At 73.1% G+C, this 12,211-nt stretch carries 12 protein-coding genes; 6 read left to right on the top strand and 6 right to left on the bottom strand.

Translation table 11 applies throughout. From position 1 onward, the window contains the following. Positions 1 to 3 precede the first annotated feature (3 nt). Positions 4 to 2,157 (bottom strand): ATP-dependent DNA helicase RecG, encoded by a 2,154-nt coding sequence (locus EFL26_RS06415; RefSeq protein ID WP_246000049.1) that lies wholly within the window; start codon positions 2,155 to 2,157, stop codon positions 4 to 6. A 25-nt stretch (positions 2,158 to 2,182) separates the two neighbouring features. Further along, positions 2,183 to 3,868 carry a DAK2 domain-containing protein gene (locus tag EFL26_RS06410; protein WP_123222057.1) on the bottom strand — a complete coding sequence of 562 codons (1,686 nt, stop codon included), beginning with the start codon at positions 3,866 to 3,868 and terminating at the stop codon, positions 2,183 to 2,185. A 222-nt stretch (positions 3,869 to 4,090) separates the two neighbouring features. Here EFL26_RS06410 and rpmB point away from each other — a divergent pair, with 222 nt between their 5' ends. Then, positions 4,091 to 4,276 carry a 50S ribosomal protein L28 gene (gene rpmB, locus EFL26_RS06405; RefSeq protein ID WP_123222056.1) on the top strand — a complete coding sequence of 62 codons (186 nt, stop codon included), beginning with the start codon at positions 4,091 to 4,093 and terminating at the stop codon, positions 4,274 to 4,276. Between the two features lie 159 nt (positions 4,277 to 4,435). On the opposite strand, the gene EFL26_RS06400 is transcribed toward rpmB, so the two are convergent. Beyond that, positions 4,436 to 5,413, bottom strand: a complete 978-nt coding sequence (locus tag EFL26_RS06400) for a thiamine-phosphate kinase (protein ID WP_123222055.1) — start codon at positions 5,411 to 5,413, stop codon at positions 4,436 to 4,438. Positions 5,414 to 5,532: 119 nt separating this feature from the next. Here EFL26_RS06400 and EFL26_RS06395 point away from each other — a divergent pair, with 119 nt between their 5' ends. Together EFL26_RS06395 and EFL26_RS06390 are read left to right on the top strand one after the other, a co-directional pair. Then, positions 5,533 to 5,769: an Lrp/AsnC family transcriptional regulator gene (locus EFL26_RS06395; protein WP_123222054.1), complete on the top strand. Its 237-nt coding sequence runs from the start codon at positions 5,533 to 5,535 to the stop codon at positions 5,767 to 5,769. A 52-nt stretch (positions 5,770 to 5,821) separates the two neighbouring features. Further along, positions 5,822 to 6,289, top strand: a complete 468-nt coding sequence (locus tag EFL26_RS06390; RefSeq protein ID WP_221176858.1) for a DUF3515 family protein — start codon at positions 5,822 to 5,824, stop codon at positions 6,287 to 6,289. Positions 6,290 to 6,310: 21 nt separating this feature from the next. On the opposite strand, the gene EFL26_RS06385 is transcribed toward EFL26_RS06390, so the two are convergent. Beyond that, entirely contained in the window at positions 6,311 to 7,459 is a 1,149-nt protein-coding gene (locus EFL26_RS06385) for a D-alanine--D-alanine ligase family protein (RefSeq protein WP_123222421.1), read from the bottom strand. A gap of 82 nt (positions 7,460 to 7,541) precedes the next feature. Between EFL26_RS06385 and EFL26_RS06380 the strand changes: the two genes are divergently transcribed. Both EFL26_RS06380 and EFL26_RS06375 read left to right on the top strand, forming a co-directional pair. Then, positions 7,542 to 8,588: a trans-sulfuration enzyme family protein gene (locus tag EFL26_RS06380; protein WP_123222052.1), complete on the top strand. Its 1,047-nt coding sequence runs from the start codon at positions 7,542 to 7,544 to the stop codon at positions 8,586 to 8,588. Continuing rightward, the gene (locus EFL26_RS06375; protein ID WP_123222051.1) at positions 8,585 to 9,532 is read left to right on the top strand and encodes a GNAT family N-acetyltransferase; all 948 of its coding nucleotides are present in this window, start codon (positions 8,585 to 8,587) and stop codon (positions 9,530 to 9,532) included. The genes EFL26_RS06380 and EFL26_RS06375 overlap by 4 nt, the downstream gene beginning before the upstream one ends. Here EFL26_RS06375 and EFL26_RS06370 read toward each other — a convergent pair. Both EFL26_RS06370 and EFL26_RS06365 read right to left on the bottom strand, forming a co-directional pair. Continuing rightward, a complete protein-coding gene (locus EFL26_RS06370; RefSeq protein WP_123222050.1) occupies positions 9,529 to 10,530 on the bottom strand; it encodes an NAD(P)H-dependent glycerol-3-phosphate dehydrogenase in 1,002 nt (333 codons plus the stop codon). The genes EFL26_RS06375 and EFL26_RS06370 overlap by 4 nt on opposite strands. Further along, positions 10,530 to 11,300, bottom strand: coding sequence for a lysophospholipid acyltransferase family protein (locus tag EFL26_RS06365; protein ID WP_123222420.1), 771 nt, complete (start codon positions 11,298 to 11,300; stop codon positions 10,530 to 10,532). The genes EFL26_RS06370 and EFL26_RS06365 overlap by 1 nt, the downstream gene beginning before the upstream one ends. 68 nt (positions 11,301 to 11,368) lie before the next feature. On the opposite strand from EFL26_RS06365, the gene cofC reads away from it, so the two are divergent. Then, positions 11,369 to 12,004, top strand: coding sequence for a 2-phospho-L-lactate guanylyltransferase (gene cofC, locus EFL26_RS06360; RefSeq protein ID WP_123222419.1), 636 nt, complete (start codon positions 11,369 to 11,371; stop codon positions 12,002 to 12,004). Positions 12,005 to 12,211 lie beyond the last annotated feature (207 nt).

Below are 12,211 nucleotides of genomic sequence, written 5' to 3'. Positions count from 1 at the left end.
CACTCAGCCCTTGTCCAGGAAGTCGGCCCGCTCGGACTCCTCGATCGCGAGGACGGCACCGCGAAGACCGGGGGTGGCGCCGAGGTCGGGGTCCTGCTCCAGGTAGGCGCTCGCCGCCTCGCGCGCGGCGACGATCACGTCCTCGTCGTTGAGCACCGACAGCAGCCGCAGCTCGGAGCGACGCCCGCTCTGCTCGACGCCGAGCACGTTGCCCTCGCGGCGCTGCTCGAGGTCGATCCGGGACAGCTCGAAGCCGTCGCGGGTCGAGGCGACCGCCACCAGGCGCTCCAGGCTCGGGCTGTCGGGGGCGGCGCCGGTCACGAGCAGGCAGAGGCCGTGGTGGCCGCCCCGGCCGATCCGGCCGCGGAGCTGGTGCAGCTGCGAGACGCCGAACCGCTCGGCGTCGAGGATCACCATCACGGTCGCGTTCGGCACGTCGACCCCGACCTCGATCACGGTCGTGGAGACGAGCACGTCGACGTCGCCGGCCGCGAACGCCTGCATCACGCGGTCCTTGTCGTCCGGCGTCATCCGGCCGTGCAGCATCTCCACGCGCAGGCCCTGCAGCGCGCCCTGGGCGAGCTCGGGCGCGAGCTCCTCGACGGCGTGCAGCTCGGGCCCCTCCTCGGCGGGCGGCTCGTCGCCGATCCGGGCGCACACGACGTACGCCTGATGGCCGCCGGCGACCTCCTCGCGGATCCGCTGCCAGGCGCGCTCGAGCCAGGACGGCTGCGCCCGGACCGGTACGACGGTGGTCTGCACGTCGCCCCGCCCGGCCGGGAGCTCCGAGAGCGTCGAGGTGTCGAGGTCGCCGAAGACCGTCATCGCGACCGTGCGCGGGATCGGGGTCGCGGTCATCACCAGCACGTGCGGCGGGTTGCCGGCCTTGCTGGTCAGGGCCGCCCGCTGCTCGACGCCGAAGCGGTGCTGCTCGTCGACGACGACCAGCCCGAGGTCGAAGAACTGGACCTTCTCCTCCAGCAGCGCGTGCGTGCCGATCACGATGCCGGCGTCGCCCGAGGCGGCATCGAGCATCGCCTGGCGCCGCGCCGCCGTGCCCATCGAGCCGGTGAGCAGGGCGATCCGGGTGGCGTGCTCCGCGCCGCCGAGCAGACCGCCGCGGCCGAGGTCGCCGAGCATCCCCTCGATGGAGCGCAGGTGCTGCTGGGCGAGCACCTCCGTGGGCGCCAGCAGGGCCGCCTGTCCCCCGGCGTCGACGACCTGGAGCATCGCCCGCAGCGCGACCAGCGTCTTGCCGGAGCCGACCTCGCCCTGGAGCAGCCGGTGCATCGGGTGCGCGGCGGCGAGCTCCGCGGCGATCTCCTCGCCCACCCGGGCCTGGCCCGCGGTCAGGGTGAACGGCAGCCGGGCGTCGAACGCCGCCAGGATGCCGTCCTCGCGCCCCGGGCGGGGCGACGCCGGGATCGCCCGGAGCGCCGACCGGCGGCGGGCGAGGACGGTCTGGGTCACGAACGCCTCGTCGTACCGGAGCCGCTTGCGGGCGGCGCCCAGCTGGGAGAAGTCGTCGGGGTGGTGGATCCAGCGCAGCGCCTGGGCGCGACCGATCAGGTCCTCCCCCGCGCGGACCGCGTCCGGCAGGGTCTCCGGGACCTCGTCGAGGAGGTCGAGGGCGAACCCGACGGTCTCCTCGATCTGCCAGGTGTTCAGCTTGCCGACGGCCTTGTAGATCGGGATCAGCGCCGGCATCCGGTCGAGGACGTCGCCGTCCTCGACGTACATCCGCGAGTCGGGGTTGGTCAGCTCCCAGTGGTTGTTGAACCACTTGAGCCGGCCGGAGAAGAGCCCGACCCGGCCGACGGCGTACTCCTTGGCGTGCCAGTCCGAGCTGCCCTTGGTCCGGTCGAAGTAGGTCAGCGCCAGGACGCCGTCCTCGGCCTTGACCCGGACCTCGAGCCGGTACGCCGTGCGCTTGGTGCGGCGGTCCTGGTAGCTGTGCTGCTCGCAGTGCACGATCTGGCCGACCAGGGAGAGGTAGTCACCCTCGGTGAGCTCGCCGAGGTCGCTGAGCCGGCCGCGCTCGACGTAGTGCCGCGGGTAGTGCTCCAGCAGCTCGCCCACCGTGGCGAAGCCGGTCTCCTTGACCACCTTCGTCGTGGCCTTGCCGGTCACCGCGGTCAGGGGCGAGTCCCAGCCCACGCGCACGATCAGCCCACCCGGTCCGTCACTCGACCGCCACCAGCAGCGGGTAGCGCGCCTGCCCGCCCTCGTAGACCAGCACGTCGACGCCAGGATGGTGGGCCTCGACCCAGGCCTCGCACCGGCCGGCGAGGTCGTCGGCGTCCTGCCCGGTGACCAGCGTGACCATCTCGCCGCCTCCGCCGAGGAGCCGCTCGAGCACCTCGGTGGCCACCTCGACGAGGTCGTCGCCGACGATCGCGAAGTCGCCCTGCAGCACACCGAGCACGTCGCCCGGCTCGCACGGCCCGGCGGTCGTCATCGCCTGCTTCGCGGCGACGGTCACGGCTCCGTGGCGGGTGCTCCGCGCGGCCGAGGTCATGTGCACCACGTCGGAGTCGAAGCTGCGGCCCGGCTCGTGGACCGCCATCGCGGCGATGCCCTGCACCTGGGCGCGGGTCGGGACGACCACCACCCGGACGTTTCCGTTCTCCTCGGCGGCCGCGGCGGCCGCCCCGGCGACGCCGAGCGAGTCGGGGTCGTTGGGCAGCACCACGACCTCCTCGGCATGGGTGCGCTCGATCGCCTCCAGGATCTCGCCCGTGCTCGGCCGGCGGCCCGGCACGCTCTCGATCACCTCGGCGCCGGCCTCGCGGAAGAGCGACGCCAGTCCCTCACCGGCCGCGACCACGACGACCGCGCGTCCGCGCCGCTCCGCGCGCTTCTCGCGCGCACGGGTCAGCTGCTCGGCGAAGTGGGTGACCCGGATCCGGCGGGGCCGGCCGGCGTCGATGCCGGCCTCGACGGCCGAGCCGACGTCGTCGACGTGGACGTGGACGTTCCACAGCCCCTCACCGCCGACGACGACGAGCGAGTCGCCCAGGGTCTGGAGCCGGGTCCGCAGCTCCGGGATCGCCTCGTCGTCGGCGTCGAGCAGGTACATCACCTCGTACGCCGGCCCGTCGGGCGTCAGGTCGCCGGTGGGCAGGGGTCGCGGGATCGCGTGGCGGCCCATCGGGACCGGGGCTCCCACGGACCGGTGCCCGGTGACGGCCGTCTCGGCGGCGTCGAGGATCACGCAGAGGCCGCGGCCACCGGCGTCGACGACGCCGGCGTCGTGGAGCAGCTTCATCTGGTCGGGCGTGCGGGCCAGCGCCGCGCGCGCCTCGTCGGCCGCGGCCGCGAGCACGTCGCCCAGGCGCGCCTCGGGATCCTGGGCGCGGGCTACCGCGGCCAGCGTCGCGGCCCGCGCGACCGAGAGGATCGTGCCCTCGACCGGTTCGCCCACCGCCGCGTAGGCGGCCTCGGTCGCGAGGACCATGCCGTCGGCGAAGACCGCGGCCGAGCGGTCGTCGGGAGCGCCCTGGGCCATCCGCCGAAGCAGCGCGCCGATCAGCTGACTGAGGATCACCCCCGAGTTGCCGCGGGCACCGAGCAGGGCTCCCCGGGCGTAGGCCTGCATCGCGCCGCGCAGGTCTGCCCCGTCGGCCTCGTCGGCACCCGCGTCGGCCAGGCGCTGCTCGAGCGCCTCGCGGGCGGCGTCCATGGTGAGGTACATGTTCGTGCCGGTGTCGCCGTCGGGCACGGGGTAGACGTTGAGCGCGTCGATCTCCTCACGCGCCTCGGACAGGCCCCAGACGGCGAGCTCGGCGAACCGGCGTACGGTGCTCAGGTCGAACGTCGCGATCGACTCCGCGCCCGCCCTGCTCCCGCTCTCGGTGTCCGCACCCATGTCCCACTCTCGGCCCTCGTCCGACGCTGTCCCGACCCCGTCCCGGAGCTGACCGGGTCGGCGATGCGGGTCACACGGTAGCCACTCCCCCGCCGATTCGCGTGCAGGGGCGTCCGTCGTCTATTCTTCTTCGGTTGCCCGAGTCGCGTCAGGGTCCCCCGGACCCGTCGCCCCGCCCGGGCCCCTGACTTCGAGATGCCCGTTCAACCCAAGGAGTGCCCGGTGGCTGCCGTCTGCGACATCTGCGCGAAGAAGCCCGGTTTCGGTAACAACCGGCCGTGGTCGCGCAAGATCACCAAGCGCCGTTTCAACCCCAACATCCAGCGCGTCCGCGCGACGGTCAACGGTTCGCCCAAGCGGATCCACGTCTGCACCGGCTGCCTGAAGGCCGGCAAGGTCACCCGCTGACCTGACGCTTCCGGAACGGCGCGCGTGCTTCGGCACGCGCGCCGTTCTGCTTTTCGGGGTCTCGACCCGCGGTCGCGGGTTCGCGAGCTCACCCCGCGCGCTCGCTCAACCTCCTCGCGTCACGCTCTCGCTCGTTCCTCGCGAGACCGTGGCTCGGACTCAGAAGTGCGTGTGCCCCGGCACGCCCTCGTACGCCGTGCCGGCCACCGTCACCGCGGGGACCCCGGCGTCGCCGAGGGTACTGACCCGGCCGATCTCCCGGAAGCCGTCGGGCAGCGGGACGTCCGGCGGGAACGTCGCCACCAGCGGGTGGTCCTCGCCGCCGCCGAGCACGAACTGCATCGGGTCGACGCCGAGCGCCGCGCCGACGGCCTGCAGCGGCTCGTCGAGCGGGAAGGCGGTCGGGTCGATGTCGATCGCGACGCCTGAGGCCTCGGCCACGTGCCCGACGTCGGCGACCAGCCCGTCGGAGACGTCGATCATGGCGGTGGCTCCGGCCTGGGCGGCCGCGGGACCCGCCTCGTAGGGCGGCTCGGGTCGCTGGTGGGCCTCGACGAGCTTGCGGGGCGAGCGGAAGCCGCGCCCGAGGACGGCCAGCCCGGCAGCGGCCCAGCCCTGCCTCCCGGCGATCGCGAGCACGTCGCCCGGCTGCGCGCCGGAGCGGAGCACCGGAGCGACGCTGCACTCGCCGATCACGGTCACCGCGATCACCACCTCCGACCCCGCGGTGAGGTCGCCCCCGACGATGCTCGCCCCGACCAGGGCCGCCTCCTCCGCGATCCCGTCGGCCAGCTCGAGCACCCACTGCGCCGGCAGGTCGCGCGGGAGGGCGAGGCCGACGGTGAGGGCGGTCGCGCGACCGCCCATCGCGTTGATGTCGGAAAGGTTCTGCGCGGCGGCGCGGCGGCCGATGTCCCGCGCTTCGGCCCACTCCCGCCGGAAGTGCCGGCCCTCGACGAGGAGGTCCGTCGAGACCACGACGTGGCCCTTCGGCGCCCGGAGGACGGCGGCGTCGTCGCCCGGGCCGACGTACACCTGCGGGCCCTGCTCGAAGCGGGTGGAGAACTCGCGAACCAGGCCGAACTCCCCGACGTCGGCCACGGTGGCGCCGGAGGCGAACGGCGTGGGGGACGTCATGTCGGCAACTCTTCCATCCCGGCCGCCGGTGGCGGCCGACCGGGCTGCGTGTTTCACCGATCCGGTGGGTCCGGTAGGTTGCAACTCGGTCCACTCACCGCCCACACGAGGAGACGTAGATGGTTGTACAGGCCTACATCCTGATCCAGACCGACGTCGGCAAGGCGGCCGAGGTTGCGGCCAAGATCACCGACATCAAGGGCGTCATCCTCGCCGAGGACGTCACCGGTCCGTACGACGTGATCGTGCGCGCCGAGGCCCGCAACGTCGACGAGCTGGGCAAGCTCGTGGTCGCGAAGGTGCAGACCCTGGAGGGCATCACGCGCACGCTGACCTGCCCGGTCGTGCACATCTGACGTCAGCACCCTGCTGACCGCCCTGGCTTCCCGGCGCCCGTCACCCCGTGGGGTGGCGGGCGCCGCCGTGCTGTCGGCCGGACTCCTGCTCTCCGGCTGCGGCGGGGACGATGTCCACGTCGACCGGTTCCCGGTGAGCGCGGCCGGGCACGAGACCTGCCAGCGGCTGCTGTCCGTGCTGCCCGACACGGTGGCGGAGCAGCGCCGGCGCACGGTCACCGGGAGCACGTACGCCGCGGCCTGGGGCGACCCGGCGATCGTGCTGCGCTGCGGGGCGCCGCTGCCGAAGTCGTTCGCGGGTGACCCGTGCATCACCCGCAACGGCATCGGCTGGTCGGTCCCGTCCGACCAGGCCGACGACCTGCACCTGGACGCCGTGATGACCCTGGCGTTTCGCAGCCCGGTGCTCCAGGTGCGGGTGCCCGCCCACTACCGGCCGAACGGTCCCGCCGAGGTGATGGCCGACCTCGACGCCGTCGTGCGCGCGCACACGGTGTCGACCGGCAAGCACTGCTCCTGACAGCCCGCGATCAGCCGGCGATCAGCGCAGGCCGGTGGGCCGGCTCAGCGCCAGCTGGACCAGGCGGTCGACGAGCTCGGGGTAGCTGACCCCGGAGGCCGCCCACATCCGCGGGAACATCGAGGTGCTGGTGAAGCCCGGCATCGTCTCGACCTCGTTGACCACGACCCGGCCGTCGGGGAACACGAAGAAGTCGACGCGGGCGAGTCCCTCGACGTCCAGGGCGGCGAAGGCCTGCACGGCGAGGGCGCGGACCTTCGCCGCGACGTGCTCCTCGAGATCGGCGGGGATGTCCAGGGCGGTGTTCTCGCCGGGGAGGTACTTGGCCTCGAAGTCGTAGAACTCGTGCGAGCCGTCGACCCGGATCTCGGCGATCTGGCTGGCCTCGGGTGCGGCTCCGTCGAGGCCCTGGAGGACCCCGATCTCGACCTCGCGGGCGTCGACCGCGGCGGCCTCGACGAGCACCTTGGGGTCGAACTTCTCGGCCACCCGGATCGCCTCGCCCAGGTCGTCGGGAGAGTCGACCCGGCTGATCCCGAAGCTCGAGCCGGCCCGGGCCGGCTTGACGAACACCGGGTAGCGCAGCGCGGCGACGGCCTCGGTGACCGCGGCGGAGTCGCGCTCCCACTCGCCGGGGCGGACCGGCACCCAGGGCAGCACGGGCAGGCCCTGCGCGGAGAAGAGCAGCTTCATGTACATCTTGTCGGTGCCCACCGCCGAGGACAGCACGCCGGCGCCGACGTACCGCACGCCGGCGAGCTCGAGGAGCCCCTGCAGTGTGCCGTCCTGGCCCCAGGGCCCGTGCATGACCGGGAAGACCACGTCGACCTCGCCGAGGCTGGTCGGCACGTCGCTGGCGTCGTGGACGACCAGGTCGGTCCCCGAGCCGAGCGAGGTGCGGAGCGCGACCTCCTTGTCGCCGGTGACCGCGGGCAGCTCGCCCGCGGGCCCGAGCGCCAGGCGTTCGGGCTCCCCGGACTCCAGGACCCACCGTCCGTCGGGCGTGATCCCGATCGGGATGACCTCGTAGCGCTCCGGGTCCAGCGCGGCGATGACGCTTCCGGCGGACACGCACGAGATCGCGTGCTCGCTCGAACGACCCCCGAAGACGACGGCGACGCGGGTCCTCCTGGGCGGGTGCTCGGCGCTGCTCGCGTGCTGCTCATCCACCCGCACGACCCTACCGGCGGCGGCGGCGGCCGCTGACCCCACCTCCTGGGGCTCGCGGACGACGTGCACCTACGCTCGGGGCATGCGTCCAGCCACTCGCGCGGTCCACGCCGGCCGCCCGCCCCACGAGCCAGACGAGCCGCTCAACGTGCCGATCACGATGGCCTCGACGTACGTCGCGGGCGGCGAGCGGGAGTACGGCCGCTACGCCAACCCGTCCTGGACCGCCTTCGAGGAGACGCTCGGCGACCTCGAGGGCGGCCGGTGCCTCGCCTTCGCCAGCGGGCTCGCCGCCGTGGCGACCGTGCTGGACCTGGTCGGCCACGGCGAGACCGTCGTGGCGCCGCGGCACGCCTACAACGGCAGCCTGATGCAGCTCGCCGACCTCGAGGCCCGCGGGCGGGTGCGGGCGCTGCTCGTGGACATCGCGGACACCGACGCCGTGGTGGCCGCGTGCGCGGACGCCGCCCTGGTCGTGATCGAGTCACCGACGAACCCGGCGATGGAGGTGGCGGAGATCGCGACGATCGCGGACGCGGCGCACGCGGCGGGCGCGCGGGTGGTCGTGGACAACACCTTCGCCACTCCCCTGCTCCAGCGGCCGCTCGACCTCGGCGCGGACCTCGTCCTGCACTCCGTCACGAAGTACCTCGCGGGTCACTCCGACGTGGTGATGGGCGCCCTCGTGACGCGCGACGACGAGCTGCACGCGGTCCTCAAGGGCCGGCGCGACCTGATCGGCGCGATCCCCGGTGCGTTCGAGGCCTGGCTCGCCCTGCGCGGCATGCGGACGCTCGGCGTACGGGTGGAGCGCGCGCAGGCGAACGCCACCGAGCTCGCGAAACGCCTCGGGGAGCACGCGGCCGTGCACGAGGTGCGCTACCCGGGCTTCGGCGGCATGATCTCGATCGTGCTCGCCGATGCCGAGGCCGCCGACCGGCTGACCGCCAGCACGTCGCTGTGGGTGCACGCGACCTCGCTCGGCGGCGTGGAGTCGACGTTCGAGCGCCGGCGACGCTGGCGTTCCGAGCCGACGACGATCCCCGAGGGGCTGGTGCGGCTCTCGGTCGGCATCGAGGACGTGGAGGACCTCTGGGACGACCTCGCCTCGGCGCTCGCGACCGCATGAGCGAACGCGAGACGCAGCGAGAGGACGCGCCGGACCTGCCCGGGCTGCCTGACGGGTTCGCCCACCGACCGCTCACCACCGCCGATGCCGCGGCCGTGTTCGAGGTCGTCGCGGCCGAGCAGCAGCAGGTCCTGGGCAAGGTCGACCTCGAGGAGGCCGACCTGGTCGCCGACTGGAGCCGGCCGAGCCACGATCTCGCGAGCCACTCCGTCGGCGTGCTCGACGGCGAGCGGATCATCGCGTACGCCGAGGTGATGGGACCGGCTCGTGGTGACGCCGCCGTGCACCCCGGGCACCACGGCCGCGGAGTCGGCACCTGGCTGGCCCGCTGGATGCAGGACCGCGCCCGCGCCCTCGGCCATCAGGACATCGGGATGCCGGTGCCGGTCGGGTCGCCGGGAGAGGCGCTGCTGCGGGCGCTCGGCTACCGGGTGCGCTGGAACTCCTGGGTGCTGGTCTTCCCCGACGACCACCGCCTCGTCGAGCAGCCGCTCCCGACGGGCCACACGATCCGCGTCGCGGAGTCCGACGCCGACCGCCGCGCCGCCCACGACGTGATCGAGGACGCCTTCCTCGAGTGGTCGGTCCGCGAGAAGCAGTCCTACGACGACTGGATCGCGCAGGTGGTCGGCCGGCCCGGTTTCGAGCCGTGGAACCTTCGGGTCGTGGTCGATCCTGGCGGCGAGGTCGTCGGCGGCCTGCACATCGTGCTGTCCGGTGACACCGGCTTCGTCTCCAAGGTGGCCGTCCGTCGCGACCGGCGCGGCCGCGGCCTGGCCAAGGCGCTGCTCATGGACGGCTTCGGCGTCGCCCGCCGGCACGGCGCCACCCGTTCGGAGCTGAGCACCGACTCACGGACCGGCGCGCTCGACCTCTACCTCGGGCTCGGCATGGAGATCACCGACCACTGGGTCAACCTCGGCATCGCCCTCGACCAGGGTTAGTCGCGCTCGGCCTTGGTGTCGCGGGCGATGAAGGCGTCCATCATGTCGCGGGCACTGATCTCGCCACGCACGACGGCGTCGACGTGCTCGGCGATCGGTGCGTCGACGCCGTTGTCGCGCGCCAGCTGCAGGATCGAGGAGCACGACTTCGCGCCCTCGGCGACCTGCTTCGTGGTCGCGTAGATCTCCTCGGTGGTCATGCCCTGGCCGAGCTTCTCGCCGAACGTGCGGTTGCGCGAGAGCGGGGAGGAGCACGTGGCGACCAGGTCGCCGAGCCCGGCCAGTCCCATCAGGGTCAGCGGGTCGGCTCCGAGCTTCATCGCCAGCCGCGCCGTCTCGGCCAGCCCGCGCGTGATCACCGACGCCGTCGTGTTGTCCCCGAAGCCCAGACCCACCGCCATGCCGACGCACAGGCCGACGACGTTCTTGTAGGCCCCGCCGAGCTCGCAGCCGAGCACGTCGGTGCTGCGGTAGGGACGGAATGCCCTGGAGTGGCAGAGCGCCTGGATCCGGTGGGCGACGTCCTCGTCCTCGCACGCGACCACGCTGGCCGCGGGCTCGCGCTGGGCGATCTCCTTGGCGAGGTTCGGTCCGCTGACGACGGCGATCCGGTCGGGACCGGCGCCGGTGACCTCCGCGATCACCTCGCTCATGCGCTTGGTGGTGCCGAGCTCGACACCCTTCATCAGCGAGAGGAAGACGGCGTCCTCGGCGATCAGCGGAGACCACCCGGTCAGGTTGTCGCGCAGGCTCTGCGAGGGCACCGAGAGCACGACGAACTCGGCACCGTCGAGCGCCTCGTCGGCGTTCGTGGTGGCCCGCACCGCCGCGGGCAGCTCGATGCCGGGGAAGTAGTCGGGGTTCTCGTGCTTGTCGTTGATGTTCGCGCAGACGTCCTCGCGCCGGGCGTGCAGCCGGACCTCGTTGCCGGCGTCGGCCAGCACGAGTCCGAACGCCGTACCCCACGATCCTGCACTGAAGACTGCGACCCGGGCCATCAGGCACGCCTCCGCTTCTTGTCCTTGCGGGGATTGCCGATCTGGCGGACCCCGGCTGCACGTGGGTCGAAGCGTACGGCGGGTGCCGGCTCGCCACGCAGGTCGGCCACGAGGTCGGTGATCGCCGCCATGATCCGCTCGGTCGCCTCCTGGAGCAGGTCGTTCGTGATCGGCCTGCCGACCAGGTCGGACAGGTCGACGGGGTCTCCCACCTTGTAGTGCGCCGTGCGCCGCGGGAAGGCGTGGAAGCGCAGCGAGTACGCCGGCAGGATGTCCTGGGCGCCCCACTGGCCGATCGGGATCACCGGGCAGCCGGTCTCGAGGGCGATCCGCGCCGCTCCGGTCTTGCCGCGCATCGGCCAGCCGGTGGGATCCTTGGTGATCGTGCCCTCGGGGTACACCCCGACGCACTCACCGTCGCGCACCGCCTGGCAGGCCGCGTCGAACGCCTTGGCGGCGTCGCTGGTCAGCCGCGAGACCGGGATCTGCTTGGCGTCACGGACGATGTGCTTGACGACCGGGGTCTCGAACAGGGCGTCCTTGGCGAGGTAGCGCACCAGGCGCCCGTGCTCGTAGAGCAGCCAGCCCAGCGTCAGCGGATCGATGTGGGAGATGTGGTTCATCGCGACCACACAGCCGCCCGAGGCCGGGATCTTCTCTCCGTCGATCCACTCGTGCTTCGTCGTCGTGATCAGCAGCGGCTTGATGATCGCCACGACGGTCGCCCAGGCCCAGCCACGCTTCTCCTGGACCTTGCGGACCTTGAGCATCTGCATCCCCTCGTCGCCACCCGACCGTGCAGGAAGAGCGTACCGACGAGGCTGGGAGGATCGTGGTCGTGACGACTCCGCGGTTCACCCTTCTCATCCCGATCAAGGACGGCCGGGAAGCGAAGACCCGCCTCGACGCCGTGGGGGCGGTGGGCAGGGCCGAGCTGATGGCGGCGTTCGCGCGCGACGCCGTGACGGCGGCGCTGCGCACGCCCCTGGTACGGGTGCACGTCGTCGGCGATCGCACTGCGCTCGAGCCGGTCCTGGCCGGTCTCGACGTCACGGTGGTGCCCGACGAGGGCGCCGGCGACCTGAACCGCGCTTTGACGCACGCGGCACGCGCGGTGGCCGAACCCGCGCGCGGGACAGCGGTGATGCTCGCCGACCTGCCGTGCCTGCGCAGCGAGGACCTCGAGGCGGCGCTCACCGCCGCACCGTTCGACCGTCGGTCGTTCGTCGCCGACGCCGCCGGCACCGGCACGACGCTGCTGGTGGCGCCACCGGGGACCGCGCTCGACCCACGCTTCGGTCCCGACTCTGCCCGTGCGCACGCGGACGGCGGAGCCGCGGCCATCACCGCGGACCTCGCCTCCCTGCGCCTCGACGTCGACACCACCGCGGACCTCCAGCGGGCCCTGCAGTTCGGGGTCGGGCCGCACACCGCGGCTGCGGCGGCCGGCCTGGGCCACCTCGCCGGGAGCTGACGGCGCGAGCCGACGGGCCACCGGTGCCCGGAGAACGCGAACGGCGGTGCCCCTCGCGGGACACCGCCGTTCGTTGACCGACGTGGGTCGACCGAGGGCGATCAGGCCTTCTTGGCCGCCTTCTTCGCAGGTGCCTTCTTGGCGGGAGCCTTCTTCGCAGGCGCCTTCTTCGCGGCGGCCTTCTTGGCCGGTGCCTTCTTGGCCACG

The sequence above is a fragment of the Nocardioides pocheonensis genome (assembly GCF_003725535.1).
Lineage (GTDB): Bacteria > Actinomycetota > Actinomycetes > Propionibacteriales > Nocardioidaceae > Marmoricola > Marmoricola pocheonensis.
Note: the sequence above shows the minus strand (reverse complement) of the source record. Positions and strands in the feature narration are given on the sequence as shown.